The organism is Amycolatopsis sp. NPDC005232, from assembly GCF_040607795.1.
GTDB lineage: Bacteria > Actinomycetota > Actinomycetes > Mycobacteriales > Pseudonocardiaceae > Amycolatopsis.
The window spans coordinates 84276-109512 of record NZ_JBEXHL010000004.1 but is presented as its reverse complement, the minus strand read 5'-3'; the positions used below and the strand labels follow the sequence as shown (position 1 = coordinate 109512).

Genomic DNA, 25237 nt, shown 5'->3' with positions numbered 1-25237 from the left:
ATTCCTCGATTCCGCGCCACTCGGACGCTTCTCCACTCCACTGTGGAATTGAAACTGGGGATGTGAAACTGTGAATTTCAAAACTGCGGATCTGAAAAGGCGAGTTTCAGCTGCCCGGGTTGAGCAGCGGCGCGAACGTGGCGAGCACGTTCTCGAGGTCCTGGCCCCCGCCGGCCTCGTGCCCGTTGTACTCCCACACGTCGAGGTGTTTCCGGCCGCGATAAGCGTTGTAGGCGCCGAAAACCGTCGACGGCGGGACGATGTCGTCCATCAGCCCGATCGAGAAGTGCGCCGGGGCGGTGGCGCGGCTCGCGAAGCCGACACCGTCGAAATAGGACAGCACCTCGAACGTCCGCTCGACCTCGTGCCGTTGTGCGGCCAGGTAACCGGCGAGCTCGGTGTACGGCGCTTTGCCCGCGATCAGCGAGGCGCGCCGGAGGTCACACAGGAACGGCGCCTGCGCGTAGAGCGCCGCGACGTCGGGCACGAGTGCCGCCGCGGCCAGCGCGATTCCGCCGCCCTGGCTGTTGCCCGCCACCGCGACCCGGTCCGGGTCGACGACGTCGAGTGCCCGCGCGGCCTCCACCGCGCGCGCCGCGTCGATGAACACGCGGCGGTAGAAGTAGGTTTCACGGTTTTCGATCCCGCGGGTCAGGAACCCGGGGAACGACGGGCCGCTGCCCACCGGGTCGCCGGTCGTGCCACCCGCGTGAGCGCCGCCTTGGCCGCGCACGTCGACCTGCAGCTGCGCGTAGCCCGCGCAAGCCCAGACCAGCTCTTCGAGCGCGCTGCCGCGGCCGCTGCCGTAACCGTGGAACTGCACGACGGCGGGCAACGGGCCGGGCTGGTTCCGAGGCACGCGCAGCCAGGCGTGGATGAGGTGGCCGCCGAAGCCGGCATAGGTCACCTCGAACACGTCGAGCGTCCGCAGCGCGGTCTCGACCGGCGTCGCGGTCACGTCGAGCTCGAACTTCGCCGCGTCCGCGAGGGTTTCCCGCCAGAAGTCGTCGAAGTCTTCCGGAGCTTGGTACGCGCTGGTGTAGGTACGCAGCTGCGCCAGCGGCAGGTCGGTCAACATCAGAACTCACCGTCCAATTCGGACACTTCACCGGCGGCGACCTTGAGCGTCGTGCCGCCACCCGGCCACCGGACCACGACGTCGTCGCCGGCCTCGCCGGACAGCCGCGTCACACTCGCCGACACGACCTTTCCGGCCTGCCAGCTGACGTCGACCGCGAGCCCGCCCCGAGCCCGTAGCCCGTGCGCTGTGCCGTCCGGCCAGGCCGAGGGCAACGCGGGCAGCAGGTCGATCGCGCCGGCGTGGCTCTGCACCACGAGTTCCGCGAGCCCGGCCGGGAAGCCGTAGTTGCCGTCGATCTGGAACGGCGGGTGCGTGCTGAACAGGTTGGGCAGCAGCCCGCCCCACTCGGAGCCGTCCACGGGCGCGTCGCGGTGGCGGTCGCCGGTGAACGGCTGGGTCGCCTCGGAAAGCAGCGAACGCGCGGTGTCGCCGTCGCCGAGGCGGGCGCGCAGCGCGATCTTCCACGCCCACGACCAGCCCATCGCGCCCGGTCCGCGGCGGTCCATCAACACGGTCGCGGCCGCGCCGAGCTTCGTGCCGGCGGTGATCTGGCCGAGCGGGTAGACGGCGATCATCTGCGACATGTGCCGGTGCTGGGGGTCCTGCTCGGGCGGATCCTCGGCCCACTCCGCGAGCCAGCCGCCGTCCGTCACGCGCAGCGGACGAAGGCGCGGCAACGCGGCGGTGATCTCGGCCGTCACCGGGTGCTCGATGCCGAGCGCTTCGGCCGCCGCGAGCGTGCGGGAGAAGACCGCGCGGATCAGCGCCGTGTCCATCGCGACGGACCAGGTCAGCGACTCGGGCTCGCCGGCTTCGGAGACGAACAAGTTCTCGGGCGACGTCGACGGGATCGTGTCGAGGAAACCGTCCGGGCCCTCGGTGAGCCAGTCGAGGCAGAACTCGGCGCAGCCCTTGAGCAGCGGCCAGGCCGTGTCGCGAAGGAACGCGGTGTCGCGCGTGAAGTCGTAATGGTCCCAGGCGTGCTGGACGAGCCAGGCGCCACCCATCTGCCAGATCGCCCACGACGGGTTGCCGTGGCCCATGCCCACCGGCAGCGCCCAGCCCCACGGGTCGGTGTTGTGGTGGGTGACCCAGCCGCGGGTTCCGTAGAGCTCACGCGCGACGTCGGCGCCGGTCACGGCGAGCTTGCGCAGCAGGTCGAACAGCGGCGTGTGGCATTCGCCGAGCCCGGTCGTCTCGGCGGCCCAGTAGTTCATCTCGGTGTTGATGTTCACCGTGTAGTTCGACGACCACGCCGGGCGGAGTTCTTCGTTCCAGATGCCCTGCAGGTTCGCGGGTGGCGCGCCCGGCCGGGACGACGTGGCCAGCAAGTAGCGGCCGTAGGCGAACATCACCGTGGCGGTGAGCTGTTCGTCCTTTCCGGACAGGACGTCGGCGGCCACGTCGTAGGTGCCGGCGCGGTGGTGCCCGAACCGCAGGCCGGCCGCGGCGAGCAGTGGCCGGAGGTCGGCTTCGTGCGCGCGCAGCAGCTCGTCGGCGCCTTCGGCCAACGAGGTCGCGGCGGTTCCGGCGGCCACGGCTTGGTGACGTTCGCGCGAACGCGGCGCCGTGCCCGTCCAGACGTCGGCGGCGTTGGTGGAGCTGGACACGGTGAGCAGCACCCGGGTGGCACCGTCGATCGCCAGCCGTTCGTCCGCCGTGGACACTGAACCGTCGGTGTCGAGCCGGAGAGCGAGCGCTCCGAACGGGTCGTAGCCCGGCCTCGCCCGGTCGGCGTACCGCAGCGGCTCGGCGACCTCCGGTTCGTGCTTCGGCGCGCCGTCCACTGGCAGCTCGATGCCGAGCGTGATTCCGCTGTCCTCGACGAGCCGCGTCACCTCACGCAGGGGCGTGCTCAGCTCGACGCCGAGGGCGATCGGCGCCGACGTCGTCAACGACACCACCAGCGCACCGGCGGGCCGGCTCGCCCACACGGAACGGTCCACAGTGGTCTCGCCGAGCGACAACCGTTCAGTCACCACGCCGTTGGCCAGGTTGAGCTGACGGCCGTGGCTTTCGCCGTCCGGCAGCGTCACCCAGACGTCGCCCCACGGCAGGAATTCCTGGCTGTACGGACCTTCGAACGACATCAGCAACGCTTCGGCCCGCCGGTAGTCCCGCGCCCGCACCGCCTCGCGGACCTCCGCCAGCCGCGGCGGTCCGGCACCCGCGGCGACGACGTCCGCCAGCGCGTCGACCGGGCCCGCGGGAGTGCCGGACCAGACCGTCGAGTCGTTGAGCTGCACGCGGCTACGGCCGGCGCCACCGAACACCATCGCGCCGAGCCGGCCGTTGCCCACGGGGCTCGCCTCGGTCCACTCGGAGGCGGGCGCGGCCCAGCCGAGGCACAGATCTTCGTTCGTCACAGCAGTTCTCTCACTTGAGCCCGGTGAACCCGATGGAGTTCACGATCCGCCTGCCGAACACCATGAACACGAGCAGCATCGGCAGCGCGGCGATGATGGTGGCGGCCATCAGGCCCGACCAGTCGAGCGCCTCCTGCGGCGAAGACTGCTTGAACACCGCCAAAGCCAGCGTCAGCGGGCTCGTGGACGTGTCCGAGGAAACGAGCAGTGGCCAGAAGTAGTCGTTCCAGGTGTTGATGAACGTCAGCAACGCGAGCGTCGCGATCGGTGCCGAGCACATCGGCAGCACGATCCGGAAGCACACGCGCAAGGGTCCGGCGCCGTCGATGATCGCGGCTTCCTCGATCTCCGTGGAGAGCCCGAGCATGAACTGGCGCAGGAAGAAGATGTTGAACGCCGAGAAGAACGCGTTGGGCAGCACCAGGCCGGCGAACGTGTTGAGCAGGCCAAGGTCCTTCACCAGCACGAAGTTCGGCAGCAGCGTGAGCACCTGCGGCACCATCAGCGCCGTGAGCAGGATGGAGAACACGGTGTTGCGCCCGCGCCAGTGCAGCCGCGCGAACGCGTAGGCCGCGATGGCGGAGAAGAACACCGTGCACACGGTGAGCAGTGCCGCGTAGATGATCGAGTTGCGCAGCGCCAGCGTCAGGCCGAGCGACGCGCCGGAACCGCCCTGCGCCGCGGCTTCCGCCGGTGAAGCCAGCCCGAGCGCGCGCTTGAAGGCGCCGAAGGTGAAGTCGACCGGGAAGAACGACGAAGGGTCGGTGGAGAGCGAATAGTTGTTGGACAGCGCGGTGCGCAGCATCCAGTAGAACGGGAAGATCGTGATCAGCAGGATCACCACGACGTAGGCCCAGGCGAGGATCCGGCCTGCGGACACGGGCTTGCGTGTGCGGGCGGGTGCCGGTCGAGTCAGCGTAACCATGTCCCTGCCCTAGTTCGTGTCGGATTCGTTGGCGCGCGCCATGCGCAGCTGCGTGAACGTGATGGCTATGAGAAGGACGAACAACGCCAGCGACATCGTGGCCGCGTAGCCGAAGTCGAACTGGCGGAACGCCTTGTTGTAGATGTACATCTGCAGCACGTTGGACGCGTTCTCCGGCCCGCCCTGCGTGGTCACGGCCACGATGTCGAAGATCTGGAACGAGCTGATCACCGTGAGGATCACGACCATCACGAGGATCGGGCGCAGCAGCGGGATCGTGAGGCGGCGGAACATCTGCACCTCGCTCGCGCCGTCGATGCGGCCGGCCTCGTAGATCGTGGCCGGGATCGTCTGCAGGCCCGCGAAGATCAGCACCGCGTTGTAGCCCATGGACTTCCACACGTTGATCGCCGCCAGCGTCGGCACGGCCCAGCCGCCGGAACCGAGGAACAGCACGGGGTGGCCGAAGATCTTGGTGAGCAGCACGTTGAGGATGCCGAGGCTCGGGTCGAGCATCAGCGACCATGTGAGCGCCGTGACCACGCCGGAGATCAGGAACGGCAGGATCATCAGGCCACGCACGGTCGTGGAGGCCGCGAGCCGGTGCAGGATCACGGCGGTCAGCAGAGACACGAGCATGCCAAGGACCACCGACAGCACCACGAAGTAGATCGTGACGAGCAGCGACTTCCAGAACACCCCGTCGGCGACGAGCTCGGTGAAGTTGTCGAGCCCGATCCACTTCGGCGCGGACAGCACGTGGAACTCGGTGAAGCTCAAGTAGATGCCGCGGATGGTCGGGTAGGCGAAGAACACGCCGAACCCGAGGATGGCGGGCAGGACCAGCAGCCACGCGATCTTGGCGTCGTGCCGGTGCGCGGCCGCGCCGGGCTGTCGTTTGCGGGGTCTGTCCACACGGGACGCCGTGGTGGCGCCTCGCACGGGAAGGCTGTTGTTGTGCGTGGTCACCACCACGGCGTCTCCTCACTCGTGTCCGTGAGTGGCGGCTCTCACCGCCACTCACGGGGGTTGTCAGACGGTCAGCTGGTCCACGTCGAACACGCTGTCGCTCGGGTTGCCGAAGATGACCTGGTTGTTGCCGGCCATCAGGTAGATCGGCACCGTGATCGTGCGTGCGGTGTTCCAGTCGTTGTCGTTCGTGCCCGGCGCCGGCAGCCGGAACGAGCTGCCGTTGACCGTGACCACGGCCGAGCGGCTGGTGTCACCGTCGACGTAACCGAGCTTCACCAGGTACGTGCCTTCGGCGGCGACCTTGATGTTGTTCATGGTCAGCAGACCGCTGCCGCCGATGTAGCCCACCTTCTTGCCACCGGAGCAGGCGCAGTCGTACACCGTCGCGCCGCCGCCGGGGCTGCCGTTCTCCGCCTCGTAGACGACCGGGCCGTAAGCCGCGGGCGTCACGTAGGACACCGCGGTGCTCGCTGCGGAGCTGCGGCCGAGGCGGTCGTGGGCCACCACCGTGAAGGTGTACGACGTCGAGGGCTTGAGGCCGTTGACGGTCGTGCTGGTGCCGGTGGCGGAAGCGACCTTGTGGCCGCCGGCGAACACGTCGTAGCCGGTCACCGGGGCGAGCTTGCCCGCCGACGCGTCCCAGGCCAGCGAGACGCTGGTCGGGGTCGAGGCGGTGCCGTGGACCACGGCGGGCGCCGAGACCTGCACCGGGTTGACCGGGGTCAGGCGCAGCAGCCTCGAGCCGTGGACGGGCAGGTTCGCGGTGAAGGAACCGTTGGCGAGCCCCAGTTCCTGGTGGCTCCAGAGGTCACGAGCCTTGGCCGCGCCGGTGAGGCCGAAGTCGCCGAAGTTCGCGGTGACCGACGTCGGGGCGGAGCCGAGGTTGAACAGCGCGACCGTGTAGCTGCCGTCGGCGTTGCGGGCGTACCAGACCTGCTGGTCGCTCTTCTGGCTCACGGGCTTGGCCGGCACACCGGCCTGATCCACGGCGATGACCTCGTCGTTGGTGAGCAGCTTGGTGCCGTAGTCGTCGAGCTGCGTGAGGTCGTCACCCAGGTAGAGCGGCGCGGCTTCGATGGCCCACAGCGTCATGTAGCTCTGGCGCTCGGCCTCGGTGATGCCGTCCATCTTGCCGCTGCCGACATCGAGGGAGTCGAGGTTGTTCCAGTGGCCCGGGCCGGCGTCGGGGATGTACTGCACGACGTCGTTCCAGCGGCCCTTCACCGAGTTGTTCCAGGTGACGAGGGTGTCGCAGTAGCACTCGACGTCGGTGTCGATGCGCCAGCCGTTGGAGTTGGCCTTCCAGGTGTCGATCTGGTTGTGCGACAACGACCACGACAGCACGAACTGCATGGGCCGGCCGGTCTTCTTCAGCGCGGCGGACCAGGCCTTCACGTCGGGGGTGTTGTCGTGCGCCGCGTCACCCTTGAACGAACCCGGGCCGACGCCGTCGAGCTTGAGGAAGTCGACCCCCCAGCCGGCGAGCACGTCGGCCTCCGACTGGATGTAGGCCTGGGCGCAGGGGCTGGCGAAGTTGATCTGGTACGACTGGTTGTCCCAGCCGCTGGTCTGGCGCAGGTCGGGGTAGACGAGGTCGCGCGTGTGGCAGTCGGTGGTGCCGAAGATCGGCGAGTTGCCGTCGTTGTAGGCCTTGAGGTCCAGGCCGACCGCGAGGTAGGAGCCGAGCTTGAGGCCCTTCTTGTGCACGTAGTCCGCGACGTAGGCCATGCCGTCGGGGAACTTCTTCGCGTCGACGACCGGGCGGCCGTACTGGTCGAAGGAGCCGACCCAGCCGGCGTCGATGTTCACGTACTCGTAGCCGTGCTGCTTGAACTTCGCCGCCAGGATGTCGGCCTGCTGCAGCACGTGCGCTTCGTTGAGCCAGCTGCCGCCGCCGGTCGGGTTCACGCCGGGGTAGTTCGTGGACTCGAGGCTCCAGCTGCTCCAGCCCAGGTAGGGCTTCTGGGCGATCTGGGTGCTGTTGCTGTTCGAGGCGGTGCTGTCCTGGGTGGGAGCCGCCGGTGCGGCCGTGGCGGGGATCTGGATCGCCGAAAGCGTCAGCACCGAGGCGGCGATCCCGGTGAGCACGGCGAACTTCCGTCTCCCGGTTCTGCCCGATGTTGGCCTGACAACCATGACCACTCCTTTGAGGTCGGACCTTGGCACCGGACGGCCCGCGCGCCGCCCGGCGTTCCTGCTGACTTCAGCCACTTCGGGGGTGGGCTTCAGTCGCTGTACGCGCCCAGACATCGGAGGTCCCGGCGCGGAAAGTCACTCGTTGACGGCGTTCTTCGCGAAGCGCTTCCGGGTGCGCGACGGTGACAGATCGCCGTCCCGCATCCCGGGACCTCGACCTTTCGCCCCGCTGCCACCACAGACACCTCTTTCGAACCGCAGATCCTATAGGATATGTGAAACGAGATTCTCACCTCGCGCTTCGGCGGTGTCAACGAGGTCGCGGACAAAGATCTGACGAATACGGCCCGGAGTCCAGCGGCCGCGAACACGGGCAGAATTAATTTGACAACTGACGGTGAGAGCCGCAGGTGGGAGCACCCGGGGTCGGGAGCTTCGTAGTCACGATCGTTATCTGTCGGTGCGGGCGGATAGCGTCGGCCGCGTGCTGAAAACCCTTGCCGTGGAGAACTACCGGTCGTTGCGCGATCTGGTGCTGCCGCTGTCGGAGCTGACGGTGGTCACCGGCGCGAACGGGAGCGGGAAGTCGAGCCTCTACCGCGCCCTGCGCCTGTTGGCCGACGCCGCGCACAACGGCGCCGTCGCCGCGCTGGCCCGCGAAGGCGGCCTGCCCTCCACGCTGTGGGCCGGCCCGGAGGCGATCGGGCGCGCGGTCCGTTCCGGGCGCTCCCCGGTGCAGGGCACGCGCCGCACCCAGCCGATCGGCCTGCGGCTGGGGTTTTCGGACGACGAGTTCGGCTACGCGCTGGATCTGGGCCTGCCCCGCCCGGGTCCTTCGATGTTCTCCCTCGACCCGGAGTTCAAGCGCGAATGCATGTGGTCCGGCCCGGTGTTTTCGTCGCGCGCCGTCCTCGTCGACCGCGCGGGCCCCACGCTGCGGGCCCGCGACGACACCGGCGCGTGGCCGGCCGAGCCGCAGCCCATCGGCCTGACGGACAGCATGCTGAGCTCTTTCCCCGCCCCGGAGCTCCTCCTGCTGCGCGAACGCATCCGCGCGTGGCGCTTCTACGACCAGTTCCGCACCGACGCCACCGCGCCGGCCCGCGAATCCCGCATCGGCACCCGCACCCCCGTCCTCGACCACGACGGCGCCGACCTCGCGGCGGCTCTGCGGACGATCCAGGAGTTCGGTGACTCCGCGGCGCTGGAGTCGGCTGTCGACGATGCTTTTCCGCGGGCCTCGGTGGACATCGGCTCGGCGGACGGTCGGTTCGAGCTGCGGTTTCAGCAGCACGGGTTGCTCCGGCCCCTGACGGCGGCCGAGCTTTCGGATGGGACGTTGCGGTATCTGTTGTGGGTTGCCGCGTTGCTGAGCCCGCGGCCGCCGGAGCTGCTGGTGCTGAACGAACCTGAGACGAGCCTGCACCCGGAGCTGCTGCCGGCGTTGGCGGCGTTGATCACCCGGGCGGCCCGCCGGACGCAGCTGGTGGTGGTGTCGCACTCGCAGCCGCTGGTCCGAGCGTTGGACTCGACGGGCGCGGCTTTGCTGGAGTTGGAAAAGGACTTCGGGGCGACTGTCCTTTCCGGACAGGGTCGACTGGATCGACCTTCGTGGCACTGGCCGAAACGCTGATCTTTCCCGCCACCCAGCGGCGAAAACGCACCCGGGCAACGATCTCCGACCGGCGTAGAGCCCAGCGCGCCCTCCGTGCCGCGTCCTTTGCGGACTCGGTAGCCCGTGCCGTCGTGGCCCTGCGCGGTGAAAATCGGTTGCCCACCGAACCATCCGGGGTCAGGCTTCCGGACATGACCACTACCACCACACCGCACCGCACGCCGATCGCCCCTGCCCGGGTGCGGCGTGGGCAGCAGTGCGAGCCACGGGGGTGTGGTCGGGCGCGGTCGTGACGGCGGCGGTGGTCGCCGGGGCGCTCGCGGGGTACGGGATCGCCGTGCCGGTGGGGGCGGTCGGGGCTGTGCTGGTGGGGCTGGCGGCGCGGACGTCGCCGCGGGTCGCCGCGGCGGCGGCGCTCGGGGTGGCCAGTGCGGATGGCGTCTACGCCGTCGTCGCGGTGAGCGGTGGGGCGGCGCTCGCGCCGGTGTTGGCGCCGGTCTCGGGGCCGTTGCGGTGGGCGTCCGTGGTGGTGCTCGTGGCACTCGCGACACACACGGCGGTGGGCGGGTGGCGGAGGTACCGCGCCGGCGCAACGCCCGAAGCCGAGGCCGCCCCACCGGGACCAGCGCGCGCGTACGTGAGTTTCCTCGGCCTCACCCTGCTGAACCCGGCAACGATCGTGTACTTCACGGCCCTCGTGGTCGGCGGCACGGCGACGGGCACGGTGTTCGCGCTGGCCGCGTTCGTCGCGTCGGCAAGCTGGCAGCTGCTGCTCGCGGGCGGCGGGGTGTTGCTGGGCCGCGTGCTCGCCGGCTGTCGCGGGCGGTTGGGGACCGCACTGGTGTCGAGCGTCGTGATCGTCGTGCTGGCCGTCCGCCTGGTCTTGCCGGAGTGAGCGATTTACATCCGAGCCGGCAGCCGGTAGAGATGATCATCAAGTGAACCGGAGGTTCCGACGATGGTGCGTCCTGCCGTAGTTCTCGCGGTGCTGCTGTTCGGGCTTTCCGGCGTGACCCCGGTCGCGCAGCCGCAGTGGCACCGGCAGACGCCACCGTTGAGTACACCGTGGACGGACGCCGTCTCCCCCGCCAACGCGTTGCCGGAGTACCCGCGCCCGCAGCTGACCCGCGACGAATGGCAGAACCTCAACGGAGTCTGGGAGTTCGAGACCGGGACCCCCGAACCACCCTTCGGACGGCAGCTGCCGGAACGGATCCTCGTCCCCTACCCCGTCGAATCGGCGCTGTCCGGCATCATGCGCCACGAGACCCGGATGTGGTACCGCCGCACCTTCGACGTCCCGGAATCCTGGCTCTCCCAACGGATCCTTCTGCACTTCCAGGCCGTCGACTACGACACCACCGTCTACGTCAACGGCCGCGAAGTCACCCACCACATCGGCGGCTACGACTCCTTCACGGCCGACAGCACCGACGCCCTGACGACCGGTCCGCAGGAACTCGTCGTCGGCGTCACGGACACGACCGGCAACGGGCAGCCGCTCGGCAAACAACGCGCACCAGGCGCGGGAGTCTTCTACACCCCGTCGTCCGGAATCTGGCAGACGGTGTGGCTGGAACCGGTGGCGCCCGTGCACATCACACGCGTGGACACCACTTCGAACACCGCAACCGGCGAGGCCACCCTCACCGTCCAAGGCGCCGACGGCACCCCGTTCCAAGCCACCGCCTCCGACCACGGCCACGTCGTCGCCCGAGCCGAAGGCACCGCCGGCCACCCCACCACGATCACCCTCCCCCATCCCCGCCTGTGGTCGCCCGACGACCCTTTCCTCTACGACCTCCGCGTCACACTGTCCACAGGAGACACCGTCGGCTCCTACTTCGGCCTGCGCTCCATCGCGGTCGAAAACCACCGCATCCTCCTCAACGGCAAGCCGTCCGTCCAGCTCGGCCCGCTCGACCAGGGCTTCTGGCCCGACGGCCTCTACACCGCCCCCACCGACGCCGCCCTGGAATTCGATCTACAGCAGGAAAAGGCCCTCGGCTTCACCATGGTCCGCAAGCACCTCGAGGTCGAACCCGACCGCTGGTACTACCACGCCGACCGCCTCGGCCTCCTCGTCTGGCAGGACATGCCGGCGATGACGGAAAACGTCACCCCGACACCCCCGGCCCGCGCGAACTTCGAGGCCGAGCTGCGCCGCGTGATCGACCAGCACCGCTCGTTCCCCTCCATCGTCACGTGGGTCCCCTTCAACGAGGGCTGGGGCGACTTCGACGTCGCCCGCGTCGCCGACGAGATCGCCGCCTGGGACCCCACGCGCCTCGTCGACGCCGAATCCGGCGTCAACTGCTGCCGCTCCCAACCCGACACCGGCCACGGCGACCTCCTCGACGACCACACCTACCCCGGCCCCGGCACCCCACCGCCGGACCCCGTCCGCGCCACCGTCGACGGCGAGTACGGCGGCCTGGGCCTCAAAGTCCACGGCCACGAGTTCGACCCGCCAGGCAGCTTCGCCTACGAACTGGAACCCGACAGCGCAGCTCTGACCACGCGTTACGTCGAGCTCCAGCACCAGCTCGTCACCGAGGTCCGCCGAGGCCTCTCCGCCGCCGTCTACACGCAGCTCACCGACGTCGAGAAGGAAGTCAACGGCTTCCTCACCTACGACCGCCGCGTCCGCAAGCTCGACTTCGCGGTGGCCCGCCGAGCGAACCTCGCCGTGCGATCCGCCGCGCGGTGACCCCCGATCCCATACGGTCGGAGCATGACCGAAGAAGAGCGTTACGCACTCGGCCTCGACACCATGAACGCCGTGAACGAAGGCAGCGCCCAGAAGGTGCTGGACGGGCTGGGCGACATCGCGCCCGACATGGCGCGGCAGATCGTGTCGTGGGGGTTCGGGGAGATCTACTCGCGGCCGGCGCTCGGGCCGCGCGACCGGCAGCTGCTGACGATCGGCATGCTGACCGCGATGGGCGGGTGCGAGCCGCAGCTGGAGCTGCACATCGGGACGGCGCTGAACGTCGGCCTGACGCCCGCGGAGATCGTCGAGGCGCTGCTGCAGTCGGCGGGGTACTGCGGGTTCCCGAAGGCGCTCAACGCGACCGCCGTGGCGAAGAAGGTCTTCGGCGAGCGCGGCCTGCTGCCGGTGGGTGAAGCGTGAAGGTCGTCCTGTTCGGGGCGACCGGGATGGTCGGCCAGGGCGCGCTGCGGGAGTGCCTGCTGGACGATCGCGTGGAGCGGGTGCTGACCGTCGGGCGGGCGGCGACCGGCACCCAGCACCCGAAGGTGACCGAGCTGGTGCCCGACGATCTCGGCGACCTGAGCCCGCACGCCGAGGAGCTCGCGGAATACGACGCGTGCTTCTTCTGCCTCGGCGTCTCGTCGGCCGGGATGCCGGCTGAGGAGTACGAGCGGATCACCTACGCGCTCACGCTTTCCGTTGCCCGCACCTACGCGCAAGCGCGGCCGAACGCGACCTTCCTCTACGTCTCGGGCGCCGGCACCGACAGCACGGAACGCGGCCGCGTGCGGTGGGCGCGGGTGAAGGGCGCCACGGAAAACGCCCTGGCCCGGCTGCCGCTCGACGCGTACGCGTTCCGGCCCGGCTTCATCCAGCCACAGCACCGCATCACGTCGAAAACGCCGCTGTACCGCGGGATCTACCGCGTCACGGCGCCGCTTTTCCCGCTGCTCCAACGGTTCCCGGCGATGTTCATCACGACCGAGGTGCTCGGGCGCGCGATGATCTCGGTCGCAGCCGACGGCTACCCCCGGCGGATCCTGGAGTCGCGCGACCTCAACGACCTCGGGCGACGAGACCGGCCAGGAGGTTCGCCAGGCCTTCGGTGAGGTTCTCCGCGAACAGGTCGGCGCCGGGGGCCACACCCATTTCGGCGCTGGCCGTGGCGACGGCCTCGGTCGGGTTGGCGTAGGGCCACAGGCCGGCGACGATCACGAACACCGCGCCCGCGAAGTGCGCGGCGCCGGTGCGTGAGAGTTCCGGGACTTCGTCGCGCACCAACCCGGCCAGCCGGTCGATGTTGGCGGCCGCGCGGTGTTTGAAGCTGCGCGCGGTGTCCACGGAGATGTTGCGCTCCAGCACCGACGCCATGGAGCTGATCAGCTCGCACAGCAGCCGGTCTTCCTGAAGCGTGCGGGCGATCGTCGCGGCCACGCGTTCCTCGCGCACGAAGCCGGGGCCGTCGACCGATACGACGGTGAGCGCCCGCGCGGCGACGTCCAGCCACCGCCGCCACACCTCGTCGAGCACCTCGAGGAAGATCGCTTCGCGGCTGTCGAAGTAGCGCAGCACGTTGGACTTCGCGAGGCCGACGCGATCGCTGAGCTCACGCAGGCTGATGTCGGCGACCGGCCGTTCGCGCAGCATCGCCGTCGCCGTCGCGAGGATCGTGGCGCGCCGGGCCTCGACCTGCTCGGGGCGGCGGGCACGCTGGAAACCGGTGCTCACGGGCCTGAGGTTAGCAGCCCAGCAGTCTGTTAACCCGTCGAGATGGCCGACTGGCGGACGATAAAGAACCACTGGCCTCTTGAGTCGAACGCTGTGGCCCATCTCCCACGAACCCGCGGACGTCCGGCTTCCCGAACGTCCTCGGGTTCGCGGTAAAAGCGGGTCAGGAGATGACGAGGCTGGCGATCTTGCCCTCGCGCAGGTCGATCGTCATCGTGCCGGTGCCGTTGAAGCGGTTGCTCTTCACGCCGAGCGTGAGGACGTAGTTGTCCGCGCCCTCGCCGGGCTTGATGCCCTTCACGGTGAAGTTCGCCCCGACCCCGATGTTGTCGGTTTCGTTCCAGCTCAGCACGCCTTCGTGGCCGTGGAACTTGCGTCCCCAGTCCTCGAGGAACGCGTCGGAGGTGAAGGCGTCGACGAAGCTCTCGGCGTCGGCCTTGTTGGTGGCGTCCACGAACTGCTGGATCGCGGCCGGCACCTGCGGGGAGTCCGAAGTGGTCATACTCGGATTCTGCCCGGAGGGCGCCGAAAGCGCCTCCCCCTCACGGGACTTGACCCGCCGGTAGCTCCAGATCAGCAGAACGAACAGGATGACGCCGGAGAGGATGACGCTCGACCCGGTGCTCCAGCCGCTGAACGGCAGCCAGTCGACCGTGCCCCACACGATGCCGGCGGCGAAGAGCGCCAGGCCGGCGAGCACGGAACCCGCGATCCGCAGCGGCGAGGCCACACTGTCCTCGGCGGCCTTCATCGCCCGCGTGCGCACCGGGTCGACGAACCGTTCCAGCGCCGGGAACTGCGAGGCCAGCACGACCAGTCCCGCGAGCACCAGCAGCAACCCGGGTCCCGGCAGCACCAGCAACGCGACCCCGACGAGGACCAGCACGCCGCCCACCACCGCGGCGATCGCCTGCTTCACCGGTTTGCCGAGTTCCACGCGGCCCCCTTCTGTCCGTTTCAGCCAGTGTGCCTGGCTCACGGACCGGGCGCCCGGAGAAACTCCGGATCACCCCGGGATCGGCGCACGCGTCCGAAGTGGACCGACCGCGGAATCGGCCGCGGTCCCGAACCGGTATCAGGCCTGCGCGCCGAGGTGCGCGCCGAGCTTGTCAAGCCAGTCACCCGTGCCCTGCTCGCGCCACGCCGGCTCCTCGTGTCCGTCGAGGAACGTGCCCTGTTCGGTGAGCACCAACCGCGTGCCGGCGCCGTCCGGGACGAGCTCCACCGTGGTGACCGACACCGTGGTCACCGTGTCGGGACGGCTCAGCGTCGAGGCGTAGACGATCCGCTCGCCGTCGACGATGTCGTGATAGTCGGACGTGAACGTGAGGTCGCCGCCGTGGTTGACCTCGCGCCCACCCACGCGGAAGTCGAGCGAGTGCTCACTGCCGCCGAACCAGCTCGCCTTCGCGGCCGGATCGGCCCACGCGGCGAACACGCGCGCGGGCGGCGCGGGGTAACGGCGTTCGAGAGTGAACGTGGAATGTTTGACATCGGTCATGACGTGTTGCCTTCCTGTCGGTCGATGGCCAGAAAGCCACCGAGACGGTCGAGCCGCTGTTCCCAACCGGTGCGCTGCTCGCGCAGCCACTGCTCGGCCAGGCGCAGGCCCGCCGGCTCCAGCCGGTACGTGCGCACCCGACCGGCCTTCTCCGAAGCCACCAGCCCGCACGACTCGAGCACCCGCAGGTGCTGCATCACGGCAGGCAGCGACATCGCAAACGGTTGCGCCAGCTCCTTCACCGCGGCGGGTCCGGTGACCAGCCGCGCCACGAGCTCGCGCCGGGTCGCGTCGGCGAGTGCCTGGAACACCCGGTCGAGCTGATGGTCAACCATGTGCTTAACCATGCGCCCGTCGCGCCCGATAGTCAAGTGGATGCTTAACTAAAAATTCCCCGCATCGCTGTCGGTCCGGGCGGTCCCCGGTGGTCGCAGAGACGAACCACCTCGACTCCCGCGCCCCGGCGCGGTAGGAAACCACCAGAGAGAAGGGGCGAACCCGATGCGCTACCTGATGCTGATCTGCGGCACGAGCCACGACGAGTCGAAACCGCTGCCGTCGGAGCCGATGGACACGGCCACCGAAGCGTGGGTGAAGGAGATGGACGGCCGCGGCGTGCGCCTGATGGGCCAGCGCCTGCGGCCCGCGAGCATGGCGACCACCATCCGCGTGAACGACGGCGAGGTGCTGCTGACCGACGGGCCGTTCGCGGAGACGAAGGAGCAGATCCTCGGCTTCGACCTGCTGGATTGCGAGAACCTCGACGAGGCCCTCGAAGTCGCGGCGAAGCATCCGTCCGCGCGGCACGGAGCCGTCGAGGTCCGGCCGCTGTGGCCCTTCGCCGGGGAAGAAAGCTGAACTCGAACCCCGCCGAAGCCGCCGAAGCCGCTGACGCCGCTGACGCCGTCGAGGCCGCGGTCACGGCCGCCTTCCGCGAGGAGGGCGGCCGCGTGGTGGCCACGCTGATCCGGCTGACGGGCGACTGGGACCTGGCCGAGGAGTGCGTGCAGGAGGCACTGGCCCGGGCGCTGGAACGCTGGCCGCGCGACGGCGTGCCCCGGCGGCCGGCGGCGTGGCTCACCACCACCGCGCGCAACCACGCCCTGACGCGTCTCAAACGCAGCACCACGGAAGCCGCGAAGCTGCGTGAAGTCGCCGCCCTGGCGCCGACGGACGAGCCCGAAGCCGACCCCAGCGGCGTGCGGGACGACCGGCTGCGGCTGATGTTCACGTGCTGCCACCCGGCGTTGCCGCTCGACGGCCGCGTCGCGCTCACGCTGCGGACGCTCGCCGGCCTGACGACGGCGGAGATCGCGCGCGCGTTCCTCGTGAGCGAGCAGACGATGTCGCAACGGCTCGTGCGCACGAAACGCAAGATCCGCGAAGCCGGCATCCCCTACCGCGTGCCGCCCGCGCACCTGCTGCCGGAACGCACGGCGGCCGTGCTCGGCGTGCTGTACCTGCTGTTCAACGAGGGTTACGCCGCGACCGCCGGCGACGCGCCCGCGCGCCACGACCTCTGCGCCGAGGCCATCCGGCTCACCCGGACGCTGCTGACGCTCATGCCCGACGAGCCCGAGATCGAAGGCTTGCTGGCATTGCTGCTGCTCCAGCACTCCCGCCGCAGCGCACGGCTCGACGACGACGGCGAGCTCGTGACTCTGGAAGACCAGGACCGCTCACGCTGGGACGCGGTGGCGATCGACGAAGGCCTCGCCCTCGTGGACACGGCGCTGCATCGCGGCTCGCCCGGCCCGTACCAGCTCCAGGCGGCCATCGCGGCCTGCCACGCGGCCGCGCCTGCCGCTTCGGACACGGACTGGCCGCAGATCGCCGCGCTGTACGGGGAACTCGCGAAGCGCGTGCCGTCGCCGGTCGTGCAGCTCAACCGCGCGGTGGCCGTCGCCATGGCCGACGGCCCGGCCGCCGGCCTGCCGCTCGTCGACGCGATGGCGGGCGACCTCGACGGCTACCACCTGCTGCCCGCCACGCGCGCCGACCTGCTGCGCCGCCTCGGCCGTCGCGAGGAAGCAGCGGACGCGTACCGCGCGGCGCTCGCGTTGGCCGGCAACGAAGCCGACCGTCGCTTCCTGCGCCGCCGCCTGAGCGAAATCTCCCCCGAAACGCAGTGAAGGGCACCTTGGGGGAAGTCCTCCAAGGTGCCCTTCACGGACTGTCGGCTAAAAGCCCTCGCCGGCGAGCAGCTGCTCGAACGGCAACGACGTCAGCTCGTCCGAAGCCTTCGCCTCGGGTGCGGCCGAGACCGCCGCCGCCAGCTCGCCCGCCGCACGCTCGACGCGCCGCTGCAGCGTGCCGGTCGAGTTCGCGCTGCCCCAGTCCGACGATGCGGCGTACACGCCCGTCGCGACGGGATTCGCGCGCAGGTAAGCGAAAAGCGGCCGCAACGCGAAGTCCAGCACGAGCGAATGCCGTTCCGTACCACCGGTCGCGGCGATCAGCACCGGCTTGCCCTCGAGTGCTTCCTTGTCCAGGACGTCGAAGAAGGACTTGAACATCCCGCTGTACGAAGCGGTGAAGACCGGCGTCACGGCGATGAGACCGTCGGCGTGCGTCACCGTGTCGATGACTTCCTTCAGCTTCGGGCCGGGGAAACCGGTGAGCAGGTTGTTGGTGACGTCCACGGCGGTGTCACGAAGCTCGATCACCTCGACCACGGTGTCGGGGCCCAGTGCGGTGCGCGTCGCGTCCGCCAGCCGGTCGGCCAGCAGCCGCGTGGACGACGGCTGGCTCAGCCCGGCGGTGACCACGGCGATGGTGCGTGCGGTCATTTCTGCCTTCTTCTTTCCGAAACGGGGTTCAGACGCGGGTTTCTTCAGCGGTTTCTTCGGCGGCTTCTTCAGCGTCGCGCGCGGCCTTCAACGACTCGTGGTTCGGCGCGTCGGGCACGTGCGCCGGGCGCATCGACTCGAGCTCCTTGCGCAGCACCGGCACCACCTGCTCGCCGAGCAGGTCGAGCTGCTCCAACACGGACTTCAGCGGCAGGCCGGCGTGGTCCATGAGGAACAGCTGGCGCTGGTAGTCGCCGAAGTGCTCGCGGAAGGTCAGCGTCTTGTCGATGACCTCCTGCGGGCTGCCGACGGTCAGCGGCGTCTGCGACGTGAAGTCCTCCATCGAGGGGCCGTGCCCGTACACCGGCGCGTTGTCGAAGTACGGCCGGAACTCGTTCCACGCGTCCTGCGACTTCGGCCGGATGAAGGCCTGCCCGCCGAGCCCGACGATGGCCTGGTCGGCCTTGCCGTGGCCGTAGTGCTCGTAGCGCTGGCGGTAGAAGCCGATCAGCTGCTGGTAGTGCGAGGTCGGCCAGAAGATGTGGTTGGCGAAGAAGCCGTCTCCGTAGTACGCGGCGAGCTCGGCGATCTCCGGGCTGCGGATGGACCCGTGCCACACGAACGGGGGCACGTCGTCCAGCGGGCGCGGGGTGGAGGTGAAGCCCTGCAGCGGGGTGCGGAACTTGCCTTCCCAGTCCACGACCTCTTCGCGCCAGAGGCGGCGCAGCAGGGCGTAGTTCTCGATGGTGAGCGGGATGCCCTGGCGGATGTCCTGCCCGAACCACGGGTACACGGGGCCGGTGTTGCCGCGGCCCAGCATGAGGTCCACGCGGCCGTCGGCCAGGTGCTGCAGCATCGCGAAGTCCTCGGCGATCTTCACCGGGTCGCTGGTGGTGATCAGCGTGGTGGACGTCGACAGCGTGATCGTCTTCGTCTGCGCGGCGATGTAACCGAGCATCGTGGTGGGCGACGAGGGGACGAACGGTGGGTTGTGGTGCTCACCGGTCGCGAACACGTCGAGGCCGACCTCTTCGGCCTTGAGGGCGATCCGGACCATCGCCTTGATGCGCTCGTGCTCCGACGGCGTGGTGCCGTTGGTGGGGTCGGTCGTGACGTCGCCCACCGAGAAGATTCCGAACTGCATGACCGCTCCTCAGCCGGGTAGTTCGTGGTGCTGCTTCCTTGCCTGCACAACTGCTCGCGCGAAAGAAGTATTCCACAGTGACAATGCGGGTGACCCGGCGCACTCCCCTGCCCGTACCCCTGACGCACGGGACTCTCGCCACACCGGGGCCCGAGGGCGCGGAAGCTGTCGGGGTGTGCGGATATCCTGCAGTACGGTGTCGGCTCGGGGCCTGCCCGGGACGCCACCGTCCACAGGCACTGGACCCTGAACCACCTGCCTGACCGACCAGCCTGAACAACGCCGTACAGCGAGCCAAGATCCGGGAGAGCGACCTCGTGACTGCTGAGACTCTGTACGGGGCCGACGACCTCACGCACCTCGAGGGCCTCGAAGCCGTCCGCAAGCGCCCCGGGATGTACATCGGCTCCACCGACAGCCGTGGCATCAACCACTTGTTCTCGGAGATCATCGACAACTCCACCGACGAGGGCGTGGCAGGCCACGCCACCCGCGTCGTCGTCACCCTCCACGCCGACGGCAGCGTGCAGGTCGACGACGACGGGCGCGGCATCCCCACCGGCGTCCACGCCAAATCGGGCCTTTCCGGCGTCGAACTGGTGCTCACGCGGCTGCACGCCGGCGGCAAGTTCGGCGGTTCGGGGTACAAGACGTCCGGCGGCCTCCACGGCGTGGGCGCCTCGGCGGTCAACGCGCTGTCGCACCGCTTCGACGTCACGGTGAAGCAGGACGGCAAAGTGCACCAGATGTCGTTCGCGCACGGGGTGCCCGGCACGTTCGACGCGCCCGGCCCGAAAGCGAAGTTCACGCGGCATTCCGGCCTGAACCTCGTCGGCAAGATGAAGCGCGGCGAGCGCAGCGGCACGTCGATCCGGTACTGGTACGACACGCGCTACTTCGAGACGGGCGCGTCGCTCGACGTCGAGGGCGTGCGCGCGAAGCTTCGCAACACGGCGTTCCTGGTGCCCGGCGTCACGTACGTGCTGCGCACGGCCATCGAGGACACCATCACCGAGGAGACCTTCCACTACCCCCACGGGCTGGTGGACATGGTCGACTTCCTCACCCCGTCGGGCGAAAAGCCGGTGTGCGGCACCGTCGTGATCACCGGTGAGGGCACGTACAAGGAGAACGCCGCCGACGCCAACGGCGTGATGCAGTCCAATGTGGAGCGCCACGCCGAGGTGGAGGTCGCGCTGCGCTGGGGCACCGGCTACGAGCGCACGGTGGAGTGCTTCACCAACACCATCCGCAACGTGCACGGCGGCACGCACCGCCGAGGCTTCGACCGCGCCGTCACGCGCGCGCTACAGGACGCGATCGGCAAGACCCGCGGGCTGCTCAAGCCCAAGGAGGACCCGCCGACGCTCGAAGACGTGCTCGAAGGCATGACCGCGGTGATCCACGTGCGCCTGCCGGAGCCGCAGTTCACGTCACAGACCAAGGACGAGCTGTCCACGGCCGGCATCACTCGCGTGATCCAGGCCATCGTCGACAAGCACGTGAAGGCGTGGGTCGACGACCGCAGGACCAAGTCCGAGGCGAAGGTCGTGCTGCAGAAGGTGGTCGACGCCGCGCGCGTGCGGCTCACCCAGAAGCAGCAGAAGGACGCCGCGCGACGCAAGACCGCGCTCGAGGGCGCGGCGATGCCGCCGAAGCTCGTCGACTGCCGCACTACGGGCGTCGCCCGCAGCGAGCTGTTCCTCGTCGAGGGCGACAGCGCTTTGGGTTCGGCCCGCATGGCGCGCGTGTCGGAGTACCAGGCGCTGCTGCCGTTGCGGGGCAAGATCCTGAACGTGCAGAAGGCGTCGCTCGGCGACACGCTGAAGAACGCCGAGATCGCGTCGATCGTGCAGGTGCTCGGCGCGGGCACCGGCCGCACTTTCGACCTCACGACGATGCGCTACGGCCGCGTGATCCTGATGGCCGACGCCGACGTCGACGGCTCGCACATCCGCACGCTGCTGATCACGCTGTTCGCGAAGTACATGCGCCCCGTGATCGAAGACGGGCGGCTGTACGCGGCGATGCCGCCGTTGCACAAGCTCGTGACCAAGGGCCGCAACCCGGAGACGCACTTCACCTTCACGCAGCGCGAGATGGAGACGAAGTTCGCGGAGCTGGAGAAGGCGGGCAAGAGCATCATCACGCCGGTGCCGCGGTTCAAGGGCCTCGGCGAGATGGACGCCGACGAGCTGTGGGAAACCACCATGAACCCCTCCACGCGCTCCGTCCGCCGCATCACCATGGACGACGCCGAAGCCGCCGAAAGCGCGCTCGAACTGCTGATGGGCGAAAAGGTCGAGCCCCGGCGCAATTGGCTCGTCGCCTCCTCCGACCGCGTCGACCGCGACGCCATCGACGTCTGAGTTTTCCTTAGCTACCAAGGAGTTCTACCGTGGCACGCCGCAAGGGCACCACCACCAAGGTCGATCCCAGCGCGTTCGACTCCGCCGGGGCCAACGTCTTCGACAACTCGCTCAAGACGGAGATCGAAGACTCGTACCTGGAGTACGCGTACTCGGTCATCCACTCGCGCGCGCTGCCTGATGCGCGGGACGGGTTGAAGCCGGTGCACCGGCGGATCTTGTTCTCGATGCACGAGCAGGGTTACCGGCCGACACACGCCTACGTGAAGTCGTCCCGCGTGGTCGGCGACTGCTTCGTCCGCGGCGCCCTGGTGTCGACCCCGGACGGCTTGCGCCCGGTCGAGGACATCGAAATCGGCGAGCTCGTGCTCGACGGTCGCGGCAAGGCCGTTCCCGTCACCGAGGTCTACGAGAACCCGGTGTCCGAGCTCGTTCGCGTCACCTGGTCGAACGGGCACGCGATGACGGTGACCCCCGGCCAGCGGTTCCGGACTGTGGCGGAAGACTCGACGTTGACCTGGACCGACGCCCGCGACCTCACCGGGCGCCTGACCGTGGCCTACGGAAGCGCACGCCGGGCGGAAAAGCCCGCGGGTGGCGATCTCTACGCCTACCTCCTCGGCCTGATCACCGCCGAGGGGTTCGCCGTCGACCGGAACCGCGAGGCCGACGGCCGGGTGCGCATCCACATGTGCGACATCGAGCCGCTCGACGCGGTCTACGAGTGGGCGAAGGACCGCGGGCTGGGCGTGACCCGCGGCAACCGGGCCGCGGCGAAGCCGGGATGGCGCGACCAGCACATCCTCACCTTCTCGCGGCACGAAGGCCTCCTTGCCGCGGGGAGCCCCCTCAGCGACGCGAAGACCGTTCCGGCGGAGGTTCTCGCCGATCGGTCGGCGTGGGCACCGTTCCTGGCCGGCATCTTCGACGGCGACGGCTACATCCGCAAGAACCAGCGGGAGCTCGTCTACGTCAGCACGAGCGAAGCACTCATCCGGCAGGTCTACGCGATGCTCGCGGATTCGGGCATCCACGGTCACCACTGGACCAACCCGAAGCAGAACGGTCACAAAACGCTGCTGGGCCTTTCCATCAGCGGATCCGATGCCGCGACCTTGGCATCCATTCTGTTGCCGTGGACCAAAATCGGCTACAAGAAGAGCGATCTCGAAAAACTCACGGAAATCAGCTACGGCTACGGCGGCAAGCAGGGCAACGACCGGCTGCCGAACAAAGCGGTCATGGCCGAATTCTCCGCCTCCCACATCGGCGGTGGCTGGTTCCGCGACACCGAGGGAATCGCATTCCGCGCCTCTTTGTCGGCCGCGAGCGGAGCCAAAGTCCGCTACGGCAAGGACCGGCACGGCACCGCACTGGCCGACCGCTCGTTCCCACTCGCGCGGGCGCACCAGGACGGGTGGATCGACAAGCTGCGCCGCATCGGATCCCCGCTAGCCGAACGACTCGACGCACTCAACGGGTTCTCGTTCCTCGAGGTGGTGTCGGTCGAGCCGGTAGCACCGGACACCACCTACGACATCCAGGTGGGCACGGATGAGCACGAATTCGTGACCGAGGGATTCGTCGTTCACAACTGCATGGGTAAATACCACCCGCACGGCGATACCGCAATTTACGATGCCATGGTTCGATTGGCGCAGGATTTCTCCCTGAATGCGCCGCTCATCGACGGGCACGGCAATTTTGGTAGCCCAGACGATGGACCGGCCGCTTCGCGATACACCGAAGCCCGCATGTCTCCCGAAGCAATGCACCTGGTCGGCGAACTCGGTGAAGACACCGTCGACTTCCGGCCCAACTACGACGGTTCCCTCGAAGAGCCGTCGGTGCTGCCCGCGGCGTTCCCGAACCTGCTGGTCAACGGCACGTCCGGCATCGCGGTCGGCATGGCGACCAACATGATCCCGCACAACCTCGGCGAGGTCATCGCGGCGGCGCGGTGGCTGATCACGCACCCGACGGCGACGCTCGACAAGCTGATGGAGTTCGTGCCCGGTCCCGACCTGCCGACGGGTGGCAAGCTGCTCGGCCTGGACGAGGTGCGCCGCGCGTACGAGACGGGTCGCGGCGTGGTGCGGATGCGCGCGAACGTCGAGACCGGGCCGCTGGAAGGCAGCCGCGGGCGGCAGGCGATCACGGTCGTCGAGCTGCCCTACGGGGTGGGCCCGGAGAAGGTGATCGAGAAGATCACCGACGAGGTCAACAAGTCCAAGCGGCTCACGGGCATCGCCGACGTCAAGGACCTCACCGACCGCGAGAACGGCACGCGGCTCGTGATCGAGTGCAAGGTCGGCGTGAACCCGCAGGCGCTGCTGGCGGACCTGTACCGGCTGACGCCGCTGGAGCAGTCGTTCGGCATCAACAACCTGGTGCTCGTCGACGGTCAGCCGCAGACGCTCGGGCTCAAGGAGCTGCTGGAGGTCTTCCTCCGCCACCGCTACGACGTGGTCACGCGGCGCACCAAGTTCCGCCGCCGTAAGCGTGAAGAGCGGCTGCACCTCGTCGACGGCCTGCTGATCGCGCTGCTGAACATCGACAAGGTCATCAAGCTCATCCGCGAGAGCGAGAACGCGCAGGCGGCCAAGGACGGCCTGATGACGCGCTTCAAGCTCTCGGAGATCCAGGCGACCTACATCCTGGACACGCCGCTGCGCCGCCTGACCAAGTACGACCGGCTGGAGCTGGAGTCGGAGCAGGAGCGGCTGCGCGAGGAGATCGCGGAGCTGACGACGATCCTCGACGACGACTCGGTGCTGAAGAAGCTCGTGTCGTCGGAGCTGGCGAAGATCGCGAAGGACTTCCCGACCGAGCGGCGCACCGCGCTGATCGACGGTGACCTCAAGGAGGTGCTGGCGGCGTCGAAGCCGTCCGGGCCGCTGGAGATCACCGACGACCCGTGCCAGGTCATCCTGTCGGCCACCGGCCTTGTCGCCCGCACGGCGGCGGAGTCGGAGGAGTCGTCCGAGGTCAGGCGGCGCAACGGCCGCGTGAAGCACGACGCCGTGTCCGCCATCGTGCACACGACCGCGCGCGGGCAGGTGCTGCTGGTGACCAGCCGCGGGCGCGCGTTCAAGACGGACGTGCTGCCGTTGCCGGTGCTCCCCGAGCAGGCCGGCACGGTCTCGCTGCGCGGCGGCATGGCGGCGCGCGAGCTGGTGCCGCTGGAGAAGGGCGAGACGGTGGTCGGCGTCGCCCCGCTGGGCGAGCAGTCGACGGGTTCGCCGGGCCTGGCGATCGGCACGCGCGCCGGCGTGGTGAAGGTGGTCGCGCCGGAGTGGCCGGTGCGGTCCGACGAGTTCGAGATCATCACGCTCAAGGCCGGCGACGAGATCGTCGGCGCCACCTGGCTCACCGATGGTGAGGAAACGCTGGCGTTCATGTCGTCCGAAGCGTCGCTGCTGCGCTTCGCCGCGTCCCTGGTGCGGCCGCAGGGCCTGAAGGGCGGCGGCATGGCCGGCATCAACCTGAGCGCCGGCGCTTCGGCGGTGTTCTTCGGCGCCGTCCGCACCGATGACGACGACCACGGCGAGCCCATGGTGGTCACGGCCACGGGCCAGTCGGTGAAGGTCACGCCGTTCAGCGAGTACCCCGCGAAGGGCCGCGCCACGGGCGGCGTGCGCGCCCACCGCTTCCTCAAGGGCGAGGATTCGGTGGCCGTCGCCTGGATCGGTCCCCGCCCCGCCGCCGCGGCCCGCAACGGCGACCCCGTGGAGCTCCCCGAGGTCGACCTCCGCCGCGACGGCTCCGGCCACGCCCACCCCGGCCCGGACGTCGTGGGCCACACCATCGAGCGAGACTGAGTTCTCTTCCGGCGGGGCACTTGCCAGGTGGCGGGTGCCCCGCTTTTTCTTGTCCCTCGATCGTGCGACGCGTTATA

Annotated in this window: 19 protein-coding genes and 1 pseudogene; 9 read left to right on the top strand and 11 right to left on the bottom strand. The window is 69.1% G+C overall.

What is annotated here, in order from left to right:
- Positions 1-106: 106 nt before the first annotated feature.
- From ABZU76_RS09930 to ABZU76_RS09910, 5 genes are read right to left on the bottom strand one after another with little or no spacing between them, the layout of a single operon-like run.
- Positions 107-1078, bottom strand: a complete 972-nt coding sequence (locus ABZU76_RS09930; RefSeq protein WP_354866973.1) for an alpha/beta fold hydrolase — start codon at positions 1076-1078, stop codon at positions 107-109.
- Positions 1078-3447 carry a glycoside hydrolase family 95 protein gene (locus ABZU76_RS09925; protein WP_354866971.1) on the bottom strand — a complete coding sequence of 790 codons (2370 nt, stop codon included), beginning with the start codon at positions 3445-3447 and terminating at the stop codon, positions 1078-1080. Before ABZU76_RS09925 ends, ABZU76_RS09930 begins: the two co-directional genes overlap by 1 nt.
- A 10-nt stretch (positions 3448-3457) precedes the next feature.
- Complete coding sequence (locus ABZU76_RS09920) at positions 3458-4327, bottom strand: carbohydrate ABC transporter permease (RefSeq protein ID WP_255638692.1); 870 nt, start codon at positions 4325-4327, stop codon at positions 3458-3460.
- Positions 4328-4381: 54 nt separating this feature from the next.
- The gene (locus ABZU76_RS09915; protein ID WP_354866968.1) at positions 4382-5347 is read right to left on the bottom strand and encodes a sugar ABC transporter permease; all 966 of its coding nucleotides are present in this window, start codon (positions 5345-5347) and stop codon (positions 4382-4384) included.
- A 57-nt stretch (positions 5348-5404) separates the two neighbouring features.
- Positions 5405-7432 carry a fibronectin type III domain-containing protein gene (locus ABZU76_RS09910; protein ID WP_354866966.1) on the bottom strand — a complete coding sequence of 676 codons (2028 nt, stop codon included), beginning with the start codon at positions 7430-7432 and terminating at the stop codon, positions 5405-5407.
- Between the two features lie 532 nt (positions 7433-7964).
- On the opposite strand from ABZU76_RS09910, the gene ABZU76_RS09905 reads away from it, so the two are divergent.
- The 5 genes from ABZU76_RS09905 to ABZU76_RS09885 all read left to right on the top strand — a co-directional run bounded on the left by ABZU76_RS09905 (position 7965) and on the right by ABZU76_RS09885 (position 12917).
- Positions 7965-9113 carry an AAA family ATPase gene (locus ABZU76_RS09905; RefSeq protein WP_354866964.1) on the top strand — a complete coding sequence of 383 codons (1149 nt, stop codon included), beginning with the start codon at positions 7965-7967 and terminating at the stop codon, positions 9111-9113.
- A gap of 271 nt (positions 9114-9384) precedes the next feature.
- Positions 9385-9990, top strand: coding sequence for a LysE family transporter (locus ABZU76_RS09900; RefSeq protein ID WP_354867611.1), 606 nt, complete (start codon positions 9385-9387; stop codon positions 9988-9990).
- A 63-nt stretch (positions 9991-10053) separates the two neighbouring features.
- Positions 10054-11805 (top strand): sugar-binding domain-containing protein, encoded by a 1752-nt coding sequence (locus tag ABZU76_RS09895; RefSeq protein WP_354866962.1) that lies wholly within the window; start codon positions 10054-10056, stop codon positions 11803-11805.
- 24 nt (positions 11806-11829) lie between these two features.
- The gene (locus ABZU76_RS09890) at positions 11830-12228 is read left to right on the top strand and encodes a carboxymuconolactone decarboxylase family protein (RefSeq protein ID WP_354866960.1); all 399 of its coding nucleotides are present in this window, start codon (positions 11830-11832) and stop codon (positions 12226-12228) included.
- Entirely contained in the window at positions 12225-12917 is a 693-nt protein-coding gene (locus ABZU76_RS09885; RefSeq protein WP_354866958.1) for an epimerase, read from the top strand. Before ABZU76_RS09890 ends, ABZU76_RS09885 begins: the two co-directional genes overlap by 4 nt.
- Here ABZU76_RS09885 and ABZU76_RS09880 read toward each other — a convergent pair.
- The 4 genes and pseudogenes from ABZU76_RS09880 to ABZU76_RS09865 all read right to left on the bottom strand — a co-directional run bounded on the left by ABZU76_RS09880 (position 12865) and on the right by ABZU76_RS09865 (position 15372).
- Positions 12865-13536: a TetR family transcriptional regulator gene (locus ABZU76_RS09880; RefSeq protein ID WP_354866956.1), complete on the bottom strand. Its 672-nt coding sequence runs from the start codon at positions 13534-13536 to the stop codon at positions 12865-12867. The two genes, ABZU76_RS09885 and ABZU76_RS09880, sit on opposite strands and share 53 nt — an antisense overlap.
- Positions 13537-14080: 544 nt before the next feature.
- A pseudogene (locus tag ABZU76_RS09875) lies at positions 14081-14473 on the bottom strand (PGPGW domain-containing protein); the annotation flags it as partial.
- A gap of 138 nt (positions 14474-14611) precedes the next feature.
- The gene (locus tag ABZU76_RS09870; RefSeq protein ID WP_354866954.1) at positions 14612-15037 is read right to left on the bottom strand and encodes an SRPBCC domain-containing protein; all 426 of its coding nucleotides are present in this window, start codon (positions 15035-15037) and stop codon (positions 14612-14614) included.
- Positions 15034-15372 carry a metalloregulator ArsR/SmtB family transcription factor gene (locus tag ABZU76_RS09865; protein WP_354866952.1) on the bottom strand — a complete coding sequence of 113 codons (339 nt, stop codon included), beginning with the start codon at positions 15370-15372 and terminating at the stop codon, positions 15034-15036. Before ABZU76_RS09865 ends, ABZU76_RS09870 begins: the two co-directional genes overlap by 4 nt.
- Before the next feature lie 166 nt (positions 15373-15538).
- Between ABZU76_RS09865 and ABZU76_RS09860 the strand changes: the two genes are divergently transcribed.
- Positions 15539-15895, top strand: a complete 357-nt coding sequence (locus ABZU76_RS09860) for a YciI family protein (RefSeq protein WP_354866950.1) — start codon at positions 15539-15541, stop codon at positions 15893-15895.
- Positions 15892-17169: an RNA polymerase sigma factor gene (locus ABZU76_RS09855; RefSeq protein ID WP_354867609.1), complete on the top strand. Its 1278-nt coding sequence runs from the start codon at positions 15892-15894 to the stop codon at positions 17167-17169. The genes ABZU76_RS09860 and ABZU76_RS09855 overlap by 4 nt, the downstream gene beginning before the upstream one ends.
- 48 nt (positions 17170-17217) lie before the next feature.
- Here the strand turns inward: ABZU76_RS09855 and ABZU76_RS09850 are convergent, their stop codons facing one another.
- Entirely contained in the window at positions 17218-17826 is a 609-nt protein-coding gene (locus tag ABZU76_RS09850; protein ID WP_354866948.1) for an FMN reductase, read from the bottom strand.
- Between the two features lie 28 nt (positions 17827-17854).
- Positions 17855-18970, bottom strand: a complete 1116-nt coding sequence (locus tag ABZU76_RS09845) for an LLM class flavin-dependent oxidoreductase (RefSeq protein ID WP_354866946.1) — start codon at positions 18968-18970, stop codon at positions 17855-17857.
- 317 nt (positions 18971-19287) lie between these two features.
- Between ABZU76_RS09845 and ABZU76_RS09840 the strand changes: the two genes are divergently transcribed.
- On the top strand, positions 19288-21339 hold the full coding sequence (locus tag ABZU76_RS09840) for a DNA topoisomerase IV subunit B (RefSeq protein WP_354866944.1): 2052 nt from the start codon (positions 19288-19290) through the stop codon (positions 21337-21339).
- A 29-nt stretch (positions 21340-21368) separates the two neighbouring features.
- Positions 21369-25160: a DNA topoisomerase (ATP-hydrolyzing) gene (locus ABZU76_RS09835; protein ID WP_354866942.1), complete on the top strand. Its 3792-nt coding sequence runs from the start codon at positions 21369-21371 to the stop codon at positions 25158-25160.
- Positions 25161-25237: the final 77 nt, after the last annotated feature.

Excerpts from the sequence above, each read along its gene's own strand:
- ABZU76_RS09860 (WP_354866950.1), top strand. The coding sequence starts at position 15,539 with ATGCGCTACCTGATGCTGATCTGCGGCACGAGCCACGACGAGTCGAAA.
- ABZU76_RS09895 (WP_354866962.1), top strand. The coding sequence starts at position 10,054 with ATGGTGCGTCCTGCCGTAGTTCTCGCGGTGCTGCTGTTCGGGCTTTCC.
- ABZU76_RS09845 (WP_354866946.1), bottom strand. The coding sequence starts at position 18,970 with ATGCAGTTCGGAATCTTCTCGGTGGGCGACGTCACGACCGACCCCACC.
- ABZU76_RS09870 (WP_354866954.1), bottom strand. The coding sequence starts at position 15,037 with ATGACCGATGTCAAACATTCCACGTTCACTCTCGAACGCCGTTACCCC.
- ABZU76_RS09850 (WP_354866948.1), bottom strand. The coding sequence starts at position 17,826 with ATGACCGCACGCACCATCGCCGTGGTCACCGCCGGGCTGAGCCAGCCG.
- ABZU76_RS09890 (WP_354866960.1), top strand. The coding sequence starts at position 11,830 with ATGACCGAAGAAGAGCGTTACGCACTCGGCCTCGACACCATGAACGCC.
- ABZU76_RS09865 (WP_354866952.1), bottom strand. The coding sequence starts at position 15,372 with ATGGTTGACCATCAGCTCGACCGGGTGTTCCAGGCACTCGCCGACGCG.
- ABZU76_RS09930 (WP_354866973.1), bottom strand. The coding sequence starts at position 1,078 with ATGTTGACCGACCTGCCGCTGGCGCAGCTGCGTACCTACACCAGCGCG.